This window comes from Saccharothrix sabaoui, from assembly GCF_051756985.1.
Lineage (GTDB): Bacteria > Actinomycetota > Actinomycetes > Mycobacteriales > Pseudonocardiaceae > Actinosynnema.
In genome coordinates this window covers 1-19595 of the sequence record NZ_JBPKJK010000162.1, presented here as the reverse complement: position 1 = coordinate 19595, position 19595 = coordinate 1, and the positions used below count along the sequence as shown (strand labels likewise).

Annotated in this window: 17 protein-coding genes; 13 read left to right on the top strand and 4 right to left on the bottom strand. The window is 73.7% G+C overall.

The annotated features are described in order from the left end of the window. Positions 1–10 precede the first annotated feature (10 nt). Positions 11–1039, bottom strand: a complete 1029-nt coding sequence (locus tag ACR807_RS34165; protein ID WP_438925616.1) for an enediyne biosynthesis protein — start codon at positions 1037–1039, stop codon at positions 11–13. A gap of 5 nt (positions 1040–1044) precedes the next feature. Then, positions 1045–3006, bottom strand: coding sequence for a CRTAC1 family protein (locus ACR807_RS34160; RefSeq protein ID WP_438925615.1), 1962 nt, complete (start codon positions 3004–3006; stop codon positions 1045–1047). Positions 3007–3641: 635 nt separating this feature from the next. Between ACR807_RS34160 and ACR807_RS34155 the strand changes: the two genes are divergently transcribed. The 9 genes from ACR807_RS34155 (at position 3642) to ACR807_RS34115 (ending at position 14524) form a co-directional block, all read left to right on the top strand. Continuing rightward, a complete protein-coding gene (locus ACR807_RS34155; RefSeq protein WP_438925614.1) occupies positions 3642–4472 on the top strand; it encodes a p-hydroxycinnamoyl CoA hydratase/lyase in 831 nt (276 codons plus the stop codon). Then, complete coding sequence (locus ACR807_RS34150) at positions 4469–6025, top strand: AMP-binding protein (protein WP_438925613.1); 1557 nt, start codon at positions 4469–4471, stop codon at positions 6023–6025. The genes ACR807_RS34155 and ACR807_RS34150 overlap by 4 nt, the downstream gene beginning before the upstream one ends. Before the next feature lie 96 nt (positions 6026–6121). Then, complete coding sequence (locus ACR807_RS34145; protein WP_438925612.1) at positions 6122–6814, top strand: DUF899 domain-containing protein; 693 nt, start codon at positions 6122–6124, stop codon at positions 6812–6814. A 44-nt stretch (positions 6815–6858) separates the two neighbouring features. After that, positions 6859–7599 carry an SDR family NAD(P)-dependent oxidoreductase gene (locus ACR807_RS34140; protein ID WP_438925611.1) on the top strand — a complete coding sequence of 247 codons (741 nt, stop codon included), beginning with the start codon at positions 6859–6861 and terminating at the stop codon, positions 7597–7599. Positions 7600–7961: 362 nt separating this feature from the next. Beyond that, a complete protein-coding gene (locus ACR807_RS34135; RefSeq protein ID WP_438925610.1) occupies positions 7962–9944 on the top strand; it encodes an ASPIC/UnbV domain-containing protein in 1983 nt (660 codons plus the stop codon). After that, complete coding sequence (locus ACR807_RS34130; protein ID WP_438925609.1) at positions 9941–10996, top strand: enediyne biosynthesis protein; 1056 nt, start codon at positions 9941–9943, stop codon at positions 10994–10996. The genes ACR807_RS34135 and ACR807_RS34130 overlap by 4 nt, the downstream gene beginning before the upstream one ends. Next, positions 10993–12276: an acyltransferase domain-containing protein gene (locus ACR807_RS34125; RefSeq protein ID WP_438925608.1), complete on the top strand. Its 1284-nt coding sequence runs from the start codon at positions 10993–10995 to the stop codon at positions 12274–12276. The genes ACR807_RS34130 and ACR807_RS34125 overlap by 4 nt, the downstream gene beginning before the upstream one ends. Before the next feature lie 116 nt (positions 12277–12392). Continuing rightward, positions 12393–12869 carry a flavin reductase family protein gene (locus ACR807_RS34120; RefSeq protein WP_438925618.1) on the top strand — a complete coding sequence of 159 codons (477 nt, stop codon included), beginning with the start codon at positions 12393–12395 and terminating at the stop codon, positions 12867–12869. Between the two features lie 116 nt (positions 12870–12985). Continuing rightward, positions 12986–14524, top strand: coding sequence for an acyl-CoA carboxylase subunit beta (locus ACR807_RS34115; RefSeq protein ID WP_438925617.1), 1539 nt, complete (start codon positions 12986–12988; stop codon positions 14522–14524). Between the two features lie 31 nt (positions 14525–14555). On the opposite strand, the gene ACR807_RS34110 is transcribed toward ACR807_RS34115, so the two are convergent. Then, the gene (locus ACR807_RS34110) at positions 14556–15239 is read right to left on the bottom strand and encodes a TetR/AcrR family transcriptional regulator (protein WP_438925607.1); all 684 of its coding nucleotides are present in this window, start codon (positions 15237–15239) and stop codon (positions 14556–14558) included. A gap of 78 nt (positions 15240–15317) precedes the next feature. Here ACR807_RS34110 and ACR807_RS34105 point away from each other — a divergent pair, with 78 nt between their 5' ends. The 3 genes from ACR807_RS34105 (at position 15318) to ACR807_RS34095 (ending at position 17778) form a co-directional block, all read left to right on the top strand. Further along, positions 15318–16445: a carotenoid oxygenase family protein gene (locus tag ACR807_RS34105; RefSeq protein WP_438925606.1), complete on the top strand. Its 1128-nt coding sequence runs from the start codon at positions 15318–15320 to the stop codon at positions 16443–16445. A 373-nt stretch (positions 16446–16818) separates the two neighbouring features. Next, positions 16819–17574 (top strand): helix-turn-helix domain-containing protein, encoded by a 756-nt coding sequence (locus tag ACR807_RS34100; RefSeq protein ID WP_438925605.1) that lies wholly within the window; start codon positions 16819–16821, stop codon positions 17572–17574. Positions 17575–17601: 27 nt separating this feature from the next. Continuing rightward, positions 17602–17778 carry a hypothetical protein gene (locus ACR807_RS34095; RefSeq protein ID WP_438925604.1) on the top strand — a complete coding sequence of 59 codons (177 nt, stop codon included), beginning with the start codon at positions 17602–17604 and terminating at the stop codon, positions 17776–17778. A 76-nt stretch (positions 17779–17854) separates the two neighbouring features. Here the strand turns inward: ACR807_RS34095 and ACR807_RS34090 are convergent, their stop codons facing one another. Then, a complete protein-coding gene (locus tag ACR807_RS34090) occupies positions 17855–18421 on the bottom strand; it encodes a TetR/AcrR family transcriptional regulator (protein WP_438925603.1) in 567 nt (188 codons plus the stop codon). A 103-nt stretch (positions 18422–18524) separates the two neighbouring features. On the opposite strand from ACR807_RS34090, the gene ACR807_RS34085 reads away from it, so the two are divergent. Further along, positions 18525–19457, top strand: coding sequence for an NmrA family NAD(P)-binding protein (locus tag ACR807_RS34085; protein ID WP_438925602.1), 933 nt, complete (start codon positions 18525–18527; stop codon positions 19455–19457). The last annotated feature ends 138 nt before the right edge of the window (positions 19458–19595 follow it).

The following is a 19595-nucleotide window of genomic DNA, read 5'->3' as shown; positions in this document are numbered from 1 at the left end:
CGCCGGGTGGTCAGGTGCGCACGACCGCGCTGCCCGTCGTCGCGCCGTTGCGCGCGGGGTCCGCGGCGGCCGGCACCCGGTCCTCGGGCGCGCCCTGGACGGGTTCGTCCTGAGTGGACACGACGGGTGCGGCCTGCCGGGCCCGGTTCGCGTCCACGAAGTGCAGCGCCCACAGGAAGCCGCCGCGGACCAGGCAGACGATCGCCGTGGCGAAGAAGATGCCGTAGGGGATGCTCATGCCCATCAGCACCCCGTACACCGCCGCCACGCCCGCGCCGAACGCCACCTGCGAGGCGGGCCGCGACGGCGACGTGCCCGGGTCGGTCACCATGTAGTTGGTGAACAGGATGAACGCGACGCCGGTCATCATGCTCAACCCCGACGGGATCGACACGTCCAGCAGCACGCCGCGCACCACCGCCTGGAGCGCGAACCCCACCAGCCACGCCATGATCAGCCACAGCCGGTTGGTCAGCATCCCGTTCAGCATCGAGCCCGCGACCAGGATGACCAGCGGGATCACCCAGTCCCAGAACGTGCCCACGTGCTCGGTGAAGTGGTACGGCGGGGCGATCGACGCCCAGGGGAACACCAGCAGCACCACCGCGATGCCGAAGTTCGACGGGTTCATGTAGTGGCGCATCCGCCCGCGCACCGGGGCCCGCAGCACCCACTTCGCGCCGACCGCCACGGTGACGGCGAAGACCATCACCCAGACCTGGTCGTTGACGTAGGTCAGCATGTTCACCGCGAGGCTGGTGATGTGCGCCGGGTACAGGAACTCGACCAGCCCGCGGGCACCGCGGCCGGCGAACCGCGGCGCGCGGCCCTCCTGGCGGGCGGAGACCGCCTCCAGGCCCAGCTCCACCGCGTAGCCGGTGGCCAGGGCGATGAACGGCCACAGCCACGGCTGCTCGAAACCGAGCACGGTGTAGCCGAGGACGTTGAGCACGCTGATGGAGATCGCGAAGCGCCGCAGCGCGGTGACGATCTTGGGGTCGTGCCGCGGCGGTGCGGTCGCGGTCGTCGTGTCGGCCATGCCGGTCACCCCTCCTCGGCCCGGTCGCCGAGCCGCACGTCGTGCCACCCCGGCTCCAGCGTCATCTCCTGCTCGTGCACGTCGCCGTCCCGGTCGCGCCACGTGACGCGCGCCCGCACGGGGCGGTCGTCGGACCCGAGCCCGAAGTGCACCTCGTGGCTGCGCTTGCCGGAGTGGCCGCTGCCGCCGTCGACCCGGTTGACGAGCGTGCGGCCCGACGCGGTGGTGACCTCGACCTGCGCGCCGATCACGGGGGAGCCGGCGCCCGGGAACGACCCGGGAGCCACACCGCCCTCGTGCGTCAGGCGCAGGCCCAGGAACCGGTCGGTCCCGCCGCCGGTGTTGCGGTAGAACACCGGGTCCTCCCACTGCCGCGAGATCGCCATGTCGAGCCTGCCGTCGCCGTCCACGTCGCCGGTGGCGATGCCGCGCGTGGGCACCGGCACGTCCAGCCCGAGGGACGGGGACACGTCGGTGTAGAAGCCGCGGCCGTTGCGGGCGAACAGGTGGAACCGCTGGTGGCCCGCCACGTCGTCGCCCGGCCCCACCACCGGCCACCACACCGGGTTGGCCAGCAGCGCGTCGTTCGCCGTCGCCAGCTCCTGGAGCTGCGGCCAGCGGTTGACGTCGCCCTTGACGAACCCGGTCGCCTGCGCGACCTCCAGCCCGCCGTCGTTGTCGAAGTCGGCGAGCTTGACGTCCCAGCCCCAGCCCGACCAGGCCAGGTGCAGCGGCCCGCTCTCGTCCTCCCAGACCGCCCGGCCGGCGGCCAGCTCGGAGGTGATCGCGGCCGGGTCGTCCTCCGTGCTGAGGAACGCGAAGTGCGACTCCTCGATGCCGAACGAGGTGGTGATGTTGCTGACGTACAGGTCGTACGCGCCGTCGCCGTCGAGGTCGCCGAAGTCGACGCCCATGCCCTTGAAGGAGTCGATGCCGACGTTCTTCGACCTGGGCTCCATCGGCCCGCGCGAGCCCTCCACCACGGTGAAGGCCACGCGGCCGGGCGCGGAGGTGTTGTAGAGCAGGCGGTCGGGGCCGAAGTCGTGCGCCAGGTACAGCTCGGGCAGCAGGTCCCCGTTGACGTCGTTGGAGCTGGACGCGAGGGTCCACCCGCGCGAGGCGTCCGCCGGGATCGCGCCGGGCGCCTCCTCGAACCGCGCCCCGGGCTCGTCGCCCGACGTGCCGCCGGTCCAGCGCAGCAGGTGGTCGTCCCCGCCGTTGAGCGCGGCGGACATGGAGGCGTTCATCTCCACGCCGGTGCTCCGCGACGGGTCCAGCACGGGGCCGTCGGGGAAGTAGTTGCCGATGTAGACGTCGTCGTGGCCGTCGCCGTCGAAGTCGGCCACGGTCGCGGAGTTGGAGTTCCACTCCGGGCCGTCGTAGCGGCCGGAGGAGGAGCCCGGCACCAGCTCGGTCGCCCGGTACGCGTCCGGGCCGAGGCCGTCGGCGTTCGCCCTGGCCAGGTGCAGGACCGGCGTGCGGCCCCACAGGTAGACCAGCAGGTCCACCCGGCCGTCCTCGTTGAAGTCGCCGGGCACGCACCCCATGGGCGCCATCACGTCGTTGACCGGCAGCGCGCCGGTGGTCAGGGCGAACGGCTCGTAGCGCCGCTCCCGGCCGGCCTCCGGGGCCGGGGTGACGACGACCTGGTCGGTGCGCACGTCGACGTAGCACAGGTCGTTGGACAGGCCGTCGCCGTCGAGGTCGTTGAGCGCCACGGCCGAGCCGACCGAGGAGATCCAGGCGTCGATGTGCGCGTAGCGCTGGTTCACCGGTCGGACGGACCGCTGGGTGTAGCCGCCCGGGAGGGCGATGGTCTCCGGCGCGAAGCCGAAGCGCGACGCGAGCTCCTGCCTCTCGTGCGCCGACACCTCGGGCAGTCGGGCCACCGAGAACGTGGCCGCGACGAGCACGAGCGCCATGACGCCGGGCAGCTGCCTGCGCAGCCATCTGGCTGTCGAGGTCACGGTTCGACTCCTTCCTGGCGTGCGGGGACCCGCGGCGGTGGGCCGCGGCCGGGTATTCGCGCGTGTCCTCCGGGTGCCGGTCGGGCGGCACCCGGGAGAACGTCAGGAATGGGTTTCGGAAACGCCTGCGCCGGTCGTCGGACCCGAATGCCCAGCCGGGGCGTCGGGGTACGCCACCCGCTCGGTGCGCAGCACGGTCAACCTCGCCCCAATTCGATCAGCCCGTCTCCGGACGGGCGGACGACAAAATCGTTGCAGGAAGTCCGGCGGCGCTGCTACTTCAGACTTGCTCACCGGACGGCCGGTTCAGCCGGGTAATTGAAGCTTCCTCGGCGGCGCTCCGAACGGGTATTCGCATTCCGTATTTCCGCTGGTCACAGCCCCTGTCGGCGCAGGTTGGGCGGTTTTTCCGGCCGCTCCGGACGGCGCTCCGACCGGACCCGGCTGCCGACGTACGGCCGAATTGCCCTGCGCTGCCCGGGTGGTTTCAAAGTAGCGGCAGTTACGTTCGCACAACGGTCCGGAACGGCCATTGTCCGTCCTGCCGGGCAAGCCACGAGAAGCCACGCGCCGGACGACCGTGTGATCCTCGTGCCGCCGGTCGCGCACTCCGTCCAACCGAAAGTGGGGCAGGGATGATCACGCTGGAAACCGTCAACCTGGAGATCGAGGGCCCTCGGGCCACCGTTCACCTGAACCGGCCGGACAAGAAGAACGCGATGAACCCGCAGATGCACCGGGACATGAACACCGCCCTGGACCGCATCGAGGAGGACGGCGGCGTCAAGGCGGTCGTCATCACCGGCAGCGGCAACAGCTTCAGCTCCGGCATGGACCTGGAGGAGTGCTTCCTGCGGCCGTTCGACGACCCGCAGCTGTTCTACCGGACCAACCTGGTGGCGCTGAACTGGTTCAAGCGCCTCAAGGCGTTCCCGGCGGTGACCATCGCCAAGGTCAACGGCTTCGCGTTCGGCGGCGGGTTCCTGGTGACCGGGCTGTGCGACCTCGCGGTCGCGGACGAGGCGGCGCTGTTCGGCCTCTCCGAGATCAACTTCGGCATCTTCCCGGCGGGCGGCGCGACCTGGGCGGCCACCCACAACCTGGCCCGCAAGCAGGCGCTGTACTACATCCTCACCGGGGACACGATGACCGGCCGGGAGGCCGAGCGGCACGGCCTGGTCAACAAGGCGGTGCCCGCCGCCGAGCTGGACGCCGAGACCGACCGGCTGGTGGCCAGGATCGTCGACAAGAACCCGGTCACGCTGGAGCTGGCCAAGCAGGTCTACGAGCGCACCACGGCGCTGGACCTGCCCGCCGCCATCGACTACGACCAGGCCAAGCTGTGGGAGCTGTCCCGGCTCAGCGGCAACGAGTGGATCAACGTCGCGCTCAGGCAGTTCGAGAAGCGCAGCTACCAGCCCGGCCTGAGCACCTACAAGCGCGCCGACGCGGACGTGGCGCCGTGATCGTCAGCGGTCCGCCCGTCGAGGTCCCGGACACCTCGCTGTCCGAGTTCGTGCTGGAACGGGCCCGGCGGCACGGCGACGCGGTCGCGGTCGTCGACGTCAGCGGCGCCGGCCGCTACACCTACGACGAGCTGGTGTCGACCGTGCGCCGCGCCGCCGCCGGGCTGCGCTCGCTCGGCTTCGGCAAGGGCGACGTGCTGGCGGTGCTCGCGCCGAACGTGCCCGAGTACCCGATCGTGGTGCACGCGGCCGTCCTCGCGGGCGGCGCGGTGGTCGTGCTCAACCCGCTGGACACGCCCGACGACCTCGCGGCCCGCCTCACCGAGGCGGGCGCGCGGCTGCTGGTGACCGTGCCGGCCGAGGTGGACGAGGCGCTGGCGCTCGCCCGCCGCACGCCGGTCGGCGAGGTCGTCGTGCTCGGCGAGGCGGCCGGCGCGACGCCGTTCTCCGCGCTGCTGGTCGACGACGAGCCGCCCGAACCGGACGTCGACCCGGCCGAGGACGTGGCCGCCCTGCTGCACTCCAGCGGCAGCACCGGCCACCCCAAGGGGGTCGTGCTGACCCACCGCAACCTGATCGCCAAGGCGCTCCTGACGAGCCTCGTCGCCCCCAGCGGCGCGGGCGCCAGGGTGCTGGCGATGCCGCCGTTCCACCACGCCTTCGGGCTGACCATGATGATGAACGCGAGCCTCGTCCAGGGCTCCACGATGGTCACCATGCGGCGCTTCGACCCCGAGGCGTTCCTGAAGGCCGTCGAGGACCACCGGATCACGCACCTCTACGTCGTGCCCACGATGGCGGTGCTGCTGGCCCGCAGCCCGCTGGTCGACCGCTACGACCTGTCGTCGCTGCGCTCGATCGTGTCCGGCGGCGCGGCGCTCGACCCGGGCATCGCCGAGCTGGTGCGGCGGCGCGTCGGCTGCGACATCGCCCAGGGCTACGGCCTCACCGAGTCCATGGTGTCGTTCATGCAGGACCGCGTGCCGGTGGTCCCGGCCTCGGTCGGCCGCCCCGCGCCCGGCGTCGAGTGCAAGGTCGTCGACGTCGACACCGGCGAGGAGCTGGGGCCGAACCGGGACGGCGAGGTCCTCGTGCGGGGGCCCCAGGTGATGAAGGGCTACCTCAACGCCGAGGAGGCCACCCGGCAGGTGCTGGGACCCGACGGGTTCCTGCGCACCGGCGACCTCGGCCACGTGGACGAGGACGGCGAGCTGTTCCTCGTCGACCGCATCAAGGAGCTGATCAAGTACAAGGGCCAGCAGGTGTCGCCGGTCGAGCTGGAGGCCGTCCTCATGACGCACCCGAAGGTCGCCGACGCGGCCGTGGTCGGCGTGCCGGACGAGGAGGCGAGCGAGGTGCCCAAGGGTTTCGTCGTCACCCGCGAGCCCGCGACGCCCGAGGAGCTGATGGCGTTCGTCGCCGAACGCGTCGCGCCCTACAAGAAGATCCGCCGGATCGAGTTCGTCGAGCGCATCCCGCGCACGCCGGTGGGCAAAGTGGAACGTCGAGTCCTGAAAGGACGCGACGCGGCGGAGCGCGGCGACGCCGCCTGAAAACCGTTCCCCGCAGGACGCCAACCTCGGAGAAGCGGTGCCCCGGTGGCGGGGGGAACCTGGAAGTGGCGCCCGGCCGAGGGAAACGGAGAACCGATGAACCGAGTCGTGTCCAGGGCGGAGTGGCTGGAAGCCCGCAAAGCCCTCCTGGAGAAGGAGAAGGAAGTCACCAAGGCGCGCGACATGATCGCGGTCGAGCGGCAGAACCTGCCGATGGTGAAGGTCGAGAAGAACTACCTCTTCGAAGGGCCGCGGGGCACCCTCACGCTGCCCGAGCTGTTCGAGGGGCGGCGTCAGCTCGTCGTCCGGCACTACATGTTCAGCCCGGGCGCCGAGGAGGGCTGCATCGGGTGCTCGATGCAGGCCGACAGCGTCGGGGAGCTGGCGCACATGTGGGCGCGGGACACCACGTTCGCCATGGTCTCCCGCGCGCCGCTGGCGGACTTCCAGCCCTTCAAGGCCCGGATGGGCTGGACGATGCCCTGGTACTCGTCCTACGGCAGCGACTTCAACTACGACTACGAGGTCTCGACCGACCAGGGCGAGTCGCCCGGCGTGAGCGCCTTCTACCGCGAGGGCGACGACGTCTACTTCACCTACTCGATCTTCGACCGGGGCGGTGACATCTTCAAGAACTTCTACAACTACCTGGACATCACGCACCTCGGGCGCCAGGAGGACCGGCTGGAGCACCCGTGGGACTGGTGGCGCTTCAAGGACCGCTACGACGTCGAGGGCGCGGCCGGTCCGGGTGACAACTGGTGGAACGGCACCAGGTACCAGCAGTAGCCCTTCCGCACGCACGGCAGGACAACCCCAGGGAGGACCCGAACATGAGCGACTCGTCCGGCAGGACCGCGATCGTCGTCGGCGCGAGCCGCGGGCTGGGTCACGGGATCGCCACCGCGCTGGCCCAGGCGGGCACACCGGTGGTCGCCGTGTCGCGCACCCCGGCGCGGTTCCCCGGCGCGGGCGCCGTCCGCACCGAGGTCGCCGACGCGGGCGACCCGCGGGTGGCCGCCGACCTCATCGACCGCCACGCGCCGGGGACGATCGTCCTGGTGGCGGGTGCCGTGCCGCACATGCGCCCGCTCCAGCAGCAGACGTGGGAGACGTTCTCCGCCAACTGGGAGAGCGACGTGCGCATCGCGTTCCACTGGCTGCGCGAGGTGCTGCTCACGCCGCTGCCGCCGGGCGGCCGGGTGGTCGTGTTCAGCAGCGGGGCGGCCCTGAACGCCGACGGGTCGCCGCTCAGCGGCGGCTACGCGGGCGCCAAGGCCACCCAGCGCTACCTCGCCACGTACGCGCGGGGCGAGGCGCGCGCCGCCGGGCTGGACACCACGTTCACCTCGGTGCTGTCCCGGTTCGCGCCGTCGACCGGGGTGGGCCGGCCCGCGGTGGAGGCGTACGCGGCCCGCGCGGGCGTGGCGGTGGAGGACTTCCTGCGCCACCACGCGCCGCTGCTCACGCCGGAGACGGCGGGCAAGGCGATCGTGGACCTGGTGCAGGCGGACGCGGCGGAGGTCGCCCCCGCGTACGTCCTCAACGGCACCGGGCTGCACGTGCTGCCCTGACCGGAACGCGGCACGCGGCACGGACGGCGAACGGCACACGGCAACGGCACGGCACGGCACGGCACGGCACGCGGCACGAGAACGGGAACGGGGCGGGACCTCCACGCGGGGGACCCGCCCCGTTCCCGTGCGGTCACCCGTTTTTCCGGGACATTTCGCGAAACGCCCGGAAAAGCCCTCGGCAAGGCGGGAGAAGTACCGCCGGGACGGCCGCTCCCATACTGGTTCCCGAGTTGGCCGGCTGTGCTCGCCGTCGAACCGGGCGGACGCCCGAGTGGTGGATCGACCGCGTCACGCCGTTGTCGCTACCAATCCAGTGAGCCTCGCGGGAGAGAATCCCGACGGCGGTCGGCGGGGAGATCATGGCTGAATTCGCAGGACGAACGCGCAGGCTGGTGCCGGGAGTGGTGACGCTCCTCATCGCGGCCCTCCTGTTCGCGGTGTCGCAGAACGCCGTCGCGGTGCCCGAGGGCGACGGGATCGCGGCGCAGTACCGGTTCCGGGAAATGCCCATCGCGATGCCGCCGGGTTACGAGGACCGGGAGATGAAGAGCATCCGGGAGGTCAACCCGGCCTACTTCCGCATCCGCAGCTGGGTGTCCTCGGTCGGCGCGGGCATCGCGCTCAACGACCTCACCGGCAGCGGGCGCGCCAGCTCGCTGTGCATCGTCGACCCGCGCACCGACGAGGTGATCGTCACCTACGCGCCCAACGCGCCGCAGGAGGACCGGTTCGACCCGTTCCTCCTCGACCCCGCGCCGCTGCCCGCCGGGCGCGCGATGGCGCCCACGGGCTGCACGCCCGGCGACTACAACGTGGACGGCCGCACGGACCTCCTGGTCACCTACTGGGGCCGCACCCCCGTCCTGCACCTGGCCAAGGCCGACGCCGACGAGGTCGCCCCCGAGTCCTACAAGCCGCAGGAGCTGGTGCCGCAGGTGACCGTGGACGGCGAGTACCACGGCCCGAAGTGGCACACCAACGCCGTCACCGTCGGCGACCTCGCGGGCAACGGCCGGCCGGACATCATCATCGGCAACTACTTCCCGGACTCCGACGTGCTGGACCCGCTGGGCCAGAACAACGTGGAGATGAACGACTCCCTCTCGCGCGCCCTCAACGGCGGCGGCAGCCACGTGCTGCGCTGGGAGGCCGGCACGGCGGGCGCCGACCCGACCGCGAGCTACTCGCAGGAGGTCGACGCCATCCCGCACCTGGCCGCGAACGGCTGGACGCTGGGCCTGAGCAACGCCGACATGACCGGCGACGGGCGGCCCGAGGTCTACGTCGCCAACGACTTCGGCCACGACTTCATGCTGCACAACACCTCCACCGAGGACGGGATCATGTTCACCGCGGTCAAGGGCGAGCGCACGCCGACCACGCCGAAGTCCTTCATCGTCGGCAACGACTCGTTCAAGGGCATGGGCGTCGACTTCGGCGACGTGGACCGCAACGGCAGCTTCGACATGGCCGTCAGCAACATCACCACCGCGTGGGGCCTGGAGGAGAGCCACTTCCTGTGGGTCAACGACGCCGAGACCCCGGAGCGCATGGGCGAGGCGATGGACCGGGGCGTCGCGGACTTCACGCAGCGCGCCCAGGAGCTGGGCACCGCCTGGTCCGGCTGGGGCTGGGACATCAAGATGGGCGACTTCGCCAACACCGGCAACCTCGACGTCGTCCAGACCACCGGGTTCGTCAAGGGCGACATCGACCGCTGGCCGTGGTTGCAGGAGCTGGCCATGTCCAACGACATGCTGGTGTCCAACCCGGCGATGTGGCCGAACATGCAGCCGGGTGACGACATCTCCGGCCACGAGGCCCCCGCGTTCTTCGCCCGGGGCCGCGACCACGACCAGTTCGTCAACATCACCGGCGAGCTGGGCCTGGGCGTGCACCACCCGAGCCGGGGCGTCGCGACCGGCGACACCAACCGCACCGGCGCGCTCGACCTGGCCATCGCCCGGCAGTGGGGCCCGCCGTCGTTCTACGCCAACGAGTCGCCCGACCGCGGCGGCCACCTGACGCTGCACCTGTACCGGCCGGTGCGGGGCGCGGAGTCGGGCCTGTCCGGTCCGGGCACGCCGGTGTACGGCGCGACCGTCGAGGTCTCCACCCCCGACGGGCGCAAGCAGGTCTCGCGGCTCGACGGCGGCAGCGGCCACGGCGGCAAGCGCAGCTTCGACGTCCACTTCGGCTTCGGGGACTACACCGGGCCGGTGTCCGCGCGGGTGAGCTGGCGCGACCTCGACGGCCGCCCGCACGAGCAGACCGCGCAGCTCCAGCAGGGTGACCGCACCCTCGTCCTGACCAGCACCGCACAGGAGGTCCCGGGCCGATGACCGCCACCGCCGACACCGAGCAGGCGGGGGCGGGCGCACCGCCCCCCGCGTCGCCCACGATCCCCGCGCCGACGAAGCCCAAGCTCGACCCCCGCTACGTCGCGCTGCGCAACTTCGCCCTCTCCATCAGCGTGTTCAACGTCTTCGGCTACACCCTGCTGGGGTTCGAGCAGCCGTGGCTGTGGCCGATCGTCGCGGTGCTCACCGGGTACGCCACCGAGCTGGCGCTGGAGGTGGTGAGCGCCTGGTCCGCCAAGCGGGCACCGAGGTTCGCCGGCAACGGCGCGCGCGGCGTGTACGAGTTCCTGCTGCCCTCGCACATCACCGCCCTCGCGGTGAACATGCTGCTGTACGCCAACAACCAGCTGTGGCCGGTGCTGTTCGGCGTGTTCTGCGGCGTGGCGGCCAAGCACGTGCTCCAGGCCCCGATCGCGGGCCGGATGCGGCACTACATGAACCCGTCGAACTTCGGCATCACGGTGGCGCTGCTGGTCTTCGGCTCGTGGATCAGCATCGCGCCGCCGTACGAGTTCACCGAGGAGGCCAACTACTACTGGCGGGTGATGATCCCGATCATCATCGCCACCGCGGGCACGGTGATCAACGGGATGCTCACCAAGCGCGTGGCGCTGATCGTGGGGTGGATGGGCGGGTTCGCCATCCAGGCGTTCGTCCGGCACTGGATCTGGGACGTGTCGCTCTACAACGCGCTCGGCGTGATGACCGGTGTCGCGTTCGTGCTGTTCACCAACTACATGATCACCGACCCGGGCACGACGCCGACCAAGCCGCTCAACCAGTTCGCGTTCGGCGGTGGCGTGGCGTTCGTCTACGGCGTCCTCATGGTCTTCAACGTCGTCTACACGCTGTTCTTCGCCACCGCGATCGTGTGCCTGGTCCGCGGCCTGGGGTGGTGGGTGGCGCACCTGCGCGGGAAGTCCCGGCAGCCGCGGTCCGTCGCCGACGCGGTGGGCGGCACCGCCCCGGTCCGGCCCACCGGGCACGGACCCGCGGGCCACGGCCACAGCGGCAGCGGGGTGGTCAAGGTATGAGCGCGCCGCGGACCGGGGCCGAGGTCCTGCTGGTCGACGCCCCCGACCACGCCCCGCTGCGCCGGGTGCTGACCGGGCTGGTGGAGCTGCTCGCGGGCGCCGACCGCGCCCGGCTCGCGGACCTGGCCGGTTCCCTCGCCGCCGAGCTGTCCGGCCACCCGGTGCGGGCCGCCGTCGTGGCCGCGACGCCGGAGGAGGCCCGGGAGCGGCTGAGCCGCCTCGCCGCGCTGGTCGAGGCGGGGGAGACGGCCGTGTTCGCGCCCGACGAAGGGCTGTTCCTCGACCGGCGCGCGGAGCCGCCGCGGATCGCCCTGCTGTTCCCCGCCCAGGGCCCGCGCGGAGGGGCCGGCGGCGCGCTCGACCGCTTCCCCGCGGCGGCCGGGGTGCTGCGCGCCGCCGACCCGGGGAACGGGCAGGACCGCGTGGTGGCCGAGTCGTTGGCGGTCGCGCGGGTGCTGGAGTCCGTCGGGGTGCGGGCGCGCGTCGCCGTCGGGCACAGCCTGGGCGAGTTCACCGCCTTCGCGTGGGCCGGCGCGCTGGACGCCGAACGGGCGGTCGCGCTCGCCGCCGCCCGGGGCCGGGCGATGGCCGACGCGGGCGACGGCGCGGGCGGCATGGCCGTGCTGCTCACCGGGGCCGAGCGGGCGACCGCCCTGGCCCTCGGGGAGGACGTCGTGGTCGCCGGCTTCCACGGCCCCCACCAGGTCGTGCTGTCCGGGGCGGCCGACGCGCTCGACCGGGTGTGCGCCGCCGCCGAGGACGACGGCGTGCCCGCGTTCCGGCTGGGCGTCCCGCACGCCTTCCACACGCCGCGCGTCCGGGCCGCCGCCGACGCCGTGGCCGAGGTGCTGGCCGGCGTGGAGTTCGGGCCGGTGGCGCGGGAGGTCGTCTCCACGGTCACCGCCCGGCCGGTGGCGGCGGACGCCGACGTGCGGGGCCTGCTGCACGAGCAGGTGCTCGCGCCGGTCCGGTTCCACCAGGCCGCCGAACGGGCGGTCGCCGGGGCGGACCTGGTGCTCGAAGCGGGACCCGGTCGTGTGCTCACCGACCTGGTCGCGGAGATCGCCCCGGCGGTCAGGGCGCTCGCCACCGACACCGCCGACCCGTCGTCGGCCTCGCTGCTCACCGCGGTCGCCGCCGCGTTCGCGCTCGGCGCGCCGGTCGACGGCGCGGCGCTGTTCGCCGGTCGCGCGTGGACCCCGGTGCGGACCCGGCTGCCCGCCGGCGGCGGGCTGGAACGCGTGGTCGAGGACTGCTGCCGACCGAGGAGGGCGTCGTGACCGGGAACGGGGCTGGGGCCGGGGTGAACGGGGCCGGGGTCGACGGGGCCGGGGTGAACGGGGCCAGGGCGGACGGGGCTGGGGTGGACGGGGCCGCGCCGGGCCTGCGGGAGGTGATGCGCGAGTTCGCCACCGGCATCACCGTGCTGACCACCGGCGGCGAGCACGCCCACGGCATGACCGCGAACGCCTTCGGCTCGGTGTCGCTGGACCCGCCGCTGGTGATGTGCTGCGTGGCGCGCACGGCCGCCATGCACGCGGCGATCACCGGGGCGCGGCACTTCGCGGTGTCCATCCTCGCCGCCGACCAGGAGCCGGTGGCCAGGTACTTCGCCGACCGGCGGCGTCCGCGCGGGCCGGCCCAGTTCGACGGCGTCGACTGGCGGCCCGGCCCGCGCACCGGCGCGCCCCTGCTGGGCGGCTCGACGGCCTGGCTGGAGTGCCGGCTCGCGCACGCCCACGAGGGCGGTGACCACACCATCTTCGTCGGCGAGGTCCTGGCCGCGAGCGCCGTGCCCGGTGGCGGGCCGCTGCTGTTCTTCGGCGGCGGCTACCACCGGGTGGCGGCCCTGCCGGGCGGGGTGCGCTCGTGACGGCGACCGGTGCGGCCGACTTCGTGCCCGTGGAGGTGCCCCGCCCGGCCAACGGCGACGGCCGGACCGCCGCGCGCGCCCCGGGGAACGAGGCGCGGGCCGCCTCGCCGCGCACCATGGAGCAGGTGCGCGCGGAGCACGCCGGGTTGCGGGCGCGGATCGTGGCGGGCCGGCCGGAGGGCGTGCGGCGGCAGCACGCGCTGGGCAAGCGCACCGCCCGCGAGCGCCTGGACCTGCTGCTCGACGAGGGCTCGTTCGTGGAGCTCGACCTGTACCGGCGCCACCTGGGCACCGGGATGCGGCTGTCGGGCCGCCCGCACACCGACGGCGTGGTCGCGGGCAGCGGCACGGTCGACGGCCGCCGGGTGTTCGTCTACGCCCAGGACTTCACCGTCTTCGGCGGCTCGCTCGGCGAGGCGCACGCGGCGAAGATCCACAAGGTGATGGACCTCGCGGTCGCCACCGGCTCGCCGATCGTCTCGCTCAACGACAGCGGCGGCGCGCGCATCCAGGAGGGCGTGATGTCCCTGCACGGCTACGGGGGCATCTTCCGCCGGGTCGTCGCCGCGTCCGGCGTCGTGCCGCAGATCAGCGTGGTGCTCGGCCCGTGCGCGGGCGGCGCGGCGTACTCCCCGGCGCTGGCCGACTTCACGTTCATGGTCCGCGACACCGCGCAGATGTACCTGACCGGGCCGGACGTGGTGGCCGCGGTCAGCGGCGAGCGGGTGACCCACGAGGAGCTGGGCGGCGCGGCCGTGCACGGTGAGCGGTCCGGGGTGGCCGCGTTCGTCTGCGACGACGAGGAGAGCTGCCTGGAGGAGGTGCGCCACCTGCTGTCGCTGCTGCCCTCCAACAACCTCGACCGCGCGCCGTCCACCGGGCCGTGCGGCGCGACCGAGGACCTGCGGCCGGACCTGGCCGGGATCGTCCCGGTGGAGCCGAACCGGCCCTACGACGTGCGGCTGGTGGTCGAGGAGCTGGTGGACGACGGCGATTTCCTGGAGGTGCACCGGGACTGGGCGCGCAACGTCGTGTGCGCGTTCGGCCGGGTCGACGGCGAGACGGTCGGCGTGGTCGGCAACCAGCCGGGCGTGCTGGCCGGGGTGCTGGACATCCCGGCGGCGGAGAAGGCCGCGCGGTTCGTGCGCTTCTGCGACGCCTTCGGCATCCCCCTGGTGACCCTGGTGGACGTGCCGGGCTTCCTGCCGGGCACCGAGCAGGAGTACGGCGGCATCATCCGGCACGGCGCGAAGCTGCTCTACGCCTACTGCGAGGCCACCGTGCCGCGCATCCAGGTGATCGTGCGCAAGGCGTACGGCGGCGCGTACATCGTGATGGACTCCCGCTCGACCGGCACGGACCTGTCCTTCGCCTGGCCCACCAACGAGGTGGCGGTGATGGGCGCCGACGGCGCGGTGAACGTGCTGTTCCGCCGGGAGCTGGCCGCCGCGGCGGACCCGGCGGAGCTGCGGGCCGAGCTGGTCGCCGAGTACGCGGAGGCACTGGTGCACCCGCACTACGCGGCCGAGCGCGGCCTGGTGGACGACGTGATCGACCCGGCGGAGACGCGGGCGGCGGTCGCCCGGGGGCTGGCGGTGCTGCGGGACAAGCGCGTCGAGCCGCCCCGGCGCAAGCACGGCAACATCCCGCTCTGAGGCGGGGTGGGGGACGGGCCCCGGCGCGCGGTCAGCGCCGGGGCCCGTCCGCGTCCGGCCCGCTCACGACCTCGCGGCGCACGCGCCTCTTCGCCGCGGCCACCGACGCCGCCGCGGTCGCGGTGTCGTCGCCGACGCCGACGACGAGGCTGCCCAGCAGGGTCTCGTAGCAGCGGTCCGCGCCGACCGGGTCGACCAGGTAGCCGCCCAGCTCCAGGTTCACCAGGCCGTGCGTGGCGATCCACATCTCGTGCGCGACCAGCAGCGGGTCGGCCTGCCGGAACCGCCCGGCCTCGATGCAGCGGGTGACGCACCCGACGACGTCCACGAGGGTGTACCTGCCGTACTGGCGGTCGTCCTCGGTGAGCGAGAAACCGGCCAGCGACTGCCCGCCGAACATCACCGCGTACAGGTGGGAGTTGGCCTTCGCGTTGTGCCGGTAGGCGTGGCCGAGCACGAGCACGTCCGCGACCGGGTCGTCGGTCTGCCGCACGCGCGCGAACTGGCGCTCCAGGCGGGCGAAACCCTCGTGCACCATCTCCCGCACCAGCCCGCTCATGCCGCCGAAGTAGGTGTAGACGGCCATGGTCGAGGTGCCCGCCTCGGCGGCGATCTTGCGGGTGGACAGCGCCTCGGCGCCGTGCTCCGCCAGCAGCCGCGCCGCGATGTCGACCAGGGCGGTGCGGATCTCGGGGTCCAACTTGCGCGGGCTCACCTTGACAGTGTTGCACAACAGCGTTATCGTTTATCTAACGGTGTTATGCTACGAGGTGGGAATCTGGAGGTGACCCCGATGGGTCCCTTGGTCCGGGAACCGGTGGCTCTCCCGTCGTCCGCCGCCGCGGTGTCCACAGCGGACGGTCCCGCGCTGCGGGTGGGCGGCTCGCTGCCGCCGGGGCTGCGCGGCGCGTTCCTGGCGGCCGGGCCGCACCCGGCGCACGCGCACCGCCCCGACCACCCGGACGTCCTCACCGGACCGGTCCTGGTCTCCGGTGTGCGGCTGGGCGGAGGTGCGGCGCACGCCTACCGCGCCACCGCCGAACGGGGCGCCACCGGCCTGCTGGGGCCCGTTCCGGCCCTCGCGCCCGCCCTGCGCGCGGGGCAGGGCCCGGACGGCCGGGGTCCGGTCGCCCTGTCCCGCCCGGTGGCCGACGCCGGCGGCCGGTGGCACTCGATCGCCACCTACCCCGGCCTCGGGTACGCCGAGCACGTGGTGGCCGACGCGCGCGGCGCGGTGCTGTCCGCCCGCCCCTTCCCCCTGCCCGGCGCGCCGCTGGTCGCCGCGGCGCTCACCGACTCGCACGTGGTCCTCTTCGACGGGCCCGTCGCGCACGGCCGCGCCGCCGCGCTGGTGGGGGAGCGGTTCCCCTACGCCCGGCGCGCGGGCAGGCCGTCCCGGCTCGGGCTGCTCGGCCTCGCCGGTGACGAGCCGTCGGTCCGGTGGTTCCCGGTGGCGGCCGGGCACGTCCACGACGTCGTGGACGCCCGCGAGGAGGACGGGCGCGTGGTCGTGGACGCCGTGCTGCGGCCCTTCGGGGGCGAGGGGCCCGCGGCGCTCCGCAGGTGGGTCGTCGACCCGGCCACCGGGGACGTCGCCGAGCGCGACCTCGTGCCCGGCGCGGACGCCGCCGCGGTCACCGGCCGCTTCCTGCACGCGACGCGGAACACCGGCGCGGGCGCGGAACTCGTCCGGTACGACACCGCGACGGGCCGCGCCGACGTGCGGCGGTTGGGCGCGGGCACGGTCGCCGGCCTGCCGCGGGCGACCGCCGGCCACGTGCTCCTCCCGGTCGAGCGGGTCGCGGAGCGGCGCGGCGAGCTGCTCGTGCTGGACGCCGGCGACCTCCGCGCGCCCGCGGCCGTCGTGCAGGCGCCCCGGGGGTTGGCGACGGCGCGGCGCACGGCCTGGCTGACCGGCTGAGCGCCCGCTCCGCCGTCCGGGCGCACCGGCTCCGCACGACGCAGGGCGACCGTCTTGCATCGTGCGGTGATGCATCGCGCGCGATCACACCGGACCGCCGTACTGCTAACGTCGAGGACAGGTAATTCACGGAATCCGGGCCCAGCGGCCCGGACGGCGACGACGGGTGAATCGTCGCGCGGCTGCCGCGGAATGCGCGGGCCGTCCGGGAACGGGTGACCGTGGTGCGCGGCACCCATTCGGACGGCGTTTCACGCGTGCCGGTCGCGCGGCGAGGACCTGGGGCAACAGCGTCGGGGGAACTCGGGGGAGAGGGGGTTCCGAGGCTTTCGTCCGCCGGTGGTCACTCGACTAGCGCAATGGAGGCACTGCTGTGCAGGATGCGGTAGAGCGCGCGATCGACACGATGTGGAACCGCTACCACGAACCGCTGTCGCTGGCCGACATGGCGGACACCGCGATATTGAGCAAATTCTACTTCTCCCGCGTTTTCCGCGCCATGACCGGCACGTCGCCGGGGCGCTTCCTCACCGCGGTCCGGCTCTGCAAGGCCAAGGAGCTGCTGCTGGAGACGTCGTCGAGCGTCACCGAGATCTCCTACCTGGTGGGGTACAACAGCCTGGGCACGTTCACCAGCCGGTTCACCCGCAGCGTCGGCGTCTCGCCGGCCCGCTACCGGGCGCTGTCCGGCGCCGGGGTCCTGTCGCTGTCGTCGTTCCCGGGGCCCGCGCGCGGTCCGCACGGCGGCGCGGTGTGCGGCTGGGTCGGCGTGCCGGACGCGGGCACGCCGGTGCGCGTGTACGTGGGCGCGTTCCAGGACCCCATCGCGCAGGGCGTGCCCAGCGCGTGCGACATCCGCGACGGCTCGGGGCCGTACCACCTCGACGGCGTGCCCGAGGGCGAGTGGTTCCTGCGGGTGGCCGTGGTGGCGGTCCGCGACCTCGACCCGCGCCCGTGGAAGCGCCGCCCGCTGTTCGTCGGGTCCGCCGAGTCGGTCCGGGTGCGGGCGGGCCGGTCGACCGAGGTGGACGTCGACACCCGGCCGGCCCGCCTGCTGGACCTGCCGATCCTGTTGGCGCTGCCCGAGCTGGACAGCCGCACCGTGCCCCTGGCCGACCGGGTCGGGTGACGCGTGCGCCCCGGCCGCTGGTGGTGGGTGCGCGGTCGAGCGGCAGTCGCCGCCCTGTCGGCCCCCACCGCCTCCGGCGCGGTCCTCGGCTGGTGCGCCGGTCGCGGGGTGGGCGCGGCCCTCGGCGCGGTCGCGGGTCTCGCGGTGGCGCTGGGGCTGGTGGTCGCGGTGGACCGCGTCACGGGCGGAAGGCCCGACCGATAGTCCACTGTGGACCGGCGGTCCCGGTCGGCGTTGTGGCCCTGTGGTCGCGGTCGGCGCCGTGGGCCGGCGGTCGCGGTCAGCGCTGCGGGCTCAGGCCGGTCACGGCCAGTCGGAACAGCCGGTCCGCGCGGGCGGCCGGGTCGGCGTGGTGCTCGGTGGCCAGCACGACGCCGACGGCCAGCGTGATCAGGTCCCCGACGGTGACGCCCGCCGCCACCGCGCCGTCCCGCGCGGCGCGGTCCAGCAGGGGGCCCGCCGCCTCCTCCAGCGCCGCCGAGCAGCTGTTCTCGTGCACCGGGTCGGCCTCGGCGCCGTCGTAGGCCAGCGCCGCCGCCAGTCCCCGCGCGTCGACGCAGTAGGCGACGACCTCGCCCAGCCACCCCAGCAGCGCGTCCCGGCTGTCGCCCGCGCCGGTCAGTTCGCGGGCGCGGGCGGCCAGCGCCTCGACCCGCTTCCGGGAGACCGCCTCCAGCAGCGCGCGGCGGGTGGGGAAGTGCCGGCGCACGGTCGCCGAGCCGACCCCGGCGGTGCGGGCGATCTGCTCCAGGGAGGCGGTCGCGCCGCGGGCGGCGACCTCCTCCTCGGCCACGGCGAGGATGCGCGCGTGGTTGCGCACGGCGTCGGCGCGTTGCCGGTCGGGCACGGCGTCACCTCCGGGCTTGCTCAAGTGGCGGGGGCCGCCATATCGTAGCGCCCACCGAAACGGCGGACCCCGCCGTTTAGCGTGTCGAACCCCGAGGAGCACCATGTCCGCAGGTCCCGCGCCCGTCCTGGTCACCGGCGCCACCGGCAAGCAGGGCGGTGCTACCGCTCGTGCCCTGCTCGCCGCCGGGGTGCCCGTCCGCGCCCTGGTACGAGACCCGGCCTCGGACCGGGCCAGGGCGGTGGAGGCGCTCGGCGCCGAACTCGTCACCGGCGACCTCCGCGACCGCGGTTCGGTGGTCCGCGCCGCCGAGGGCGCCCGCGCCGTCTTCTCCGTGCAGATGCCCGCCGCGACCGCGACCGGGTTCGACTTCGCGGGGGAGGTGACCCAGGGCGTCAACCTCGTCGAGGGCGCGCGGGCGGCGGGCGTGCCGCAGTTCGTGCACACGTCCGTCAGCGGTGCCGGTCAGCACACCGAGGCCCCCGGCTGGGCCGAGGGCCGCTGGGCGTCGATGGGTCCCACCCTGAACGCCAAGAGCGCCGTCCAGGACAGCGTGCGCGCGGCCGGCTTCCCCCGGTGGACGATCCTCAAGCCGGGGTTCTTCATGGAGAACCTCCTGCCGTCCGCCGCGTTCCTGTTCCCGCGCGGCGTCGAGGGCGGCCTGGTGAGCGTGCTGAAGCCGGGCACCCGGCTCGCCCTCGTCACGGTGGGCGACGTCGGCCGGGCCGCCGCCGCGGCCGTCGCCGAACCGGACCGGTTCCACCGGGTCGAGCTGGAACTGGCGGGCGACCACCTCCCGATGACGGAGATCGCCGAGGTCCTGTCCCGCGCCCTGGGCACCCCGCTGACCGCGCCGGACATGACCGAGGAGGAGGCCCTCGCCGCCGGGATGCCGGCGATGGGCGCCGCGCACGAGTGGATGAACGCGGTCGGCCAGCCGGGTCGCCCGGAGTACGCGAGGGCCCTCGGCATCCCGGTCACCGACCTCGACACCTGGGCCCGGGAGCACGTCAGGGCGGACGTCCGCCGACCCTGACGCGTCAGGGGGCGGCCTCCGGGCCGCACCGCATCCAGCTCCCGATCCGCCGCGCCGCGGCCATGCTCGCCCACGACGTGACGTCGATCAGCGCCCGGTCCTCGGGCGAGACCGCCCGGAAGCCGTCGACCACGCCCT

Coding starts and splice junctions, on each gene's coding strand:
- ACR807_RS34165 (WP_438925616.1), bottom strand. CDS start 1,039: ATGGCCGACACGACGACCGCGACCGCACCGCCGCGGCACGACCCCAAG.
- ACR807_RS34155 (WP_438925614.1), top strand. CDS start 3,642: ATGATCACGCTGGAAACCGTCAACCTGGAGATCGAGGGCCCTCGGGCC.
- ACR807_RS34145 (WP_438925612.1), top strand. CDS start 6,122: ATGAACCGAGTCGTGTCCAGGGCGGAGTGGCTGGAAGCCCGCAAAGCC.
- ACR807_RS34140 (WP_438925611.1), top strand. CDS start 6,859: ATGAGCGACTCGTCCGGCAGGACCGCGATCGTCGTCGGCGCGAGCCGC.
- ACR807_RS34135 (WP_438925610.1), top strand. CDS start 7,962: ATGGCTGAATTCGCAGGACGAACGCGCAGGCTGGTGCCGGGAGTGGTG.
- ACR807_RS34130 (WP_438925609.1), top strand. CDS start 9,941: ATGACCGCCACCGCCGACACCGAGCAGGCGGGGGCGGGCGCACCGCCC.
- ACR807_RS34125 (WP_438925608.1), top strand. CDS start 10,993: ATGAGCGCGCCGCGGACCGGGGCCGAGGTCCTGCTGGTCGACGCCCCC.
- ACR807_RS34120 (WP_438925618.1), top strand. CDS start 12,393: ATGCGCGAGTTCGCCACCGGCATCACCGTGCTGACCACCGGCGGCGAG.
- ACR807_RS34115 (WP_438925617.1), top strand. CDS start 12,986: ATGGAGCAGGTGCGCGCGGAGCACGCCGGGTTGCGGGCGCGGATCGTG.
- ACR807_RS34105 (WP_438925606.1), top strand. CDS start 15,318: ATGGGTCCCTTGGTCCGGGAACCGGTGGCTCTCCCGTCGTCCGCCGCC.
- ACR807_RS34085 (WP_438925602.1), top strand. CDS start 18,525: ATGTCCGCAGGTCCCGCGCCCGTCCTGGTCACCGGCGCCACCGGCAAG.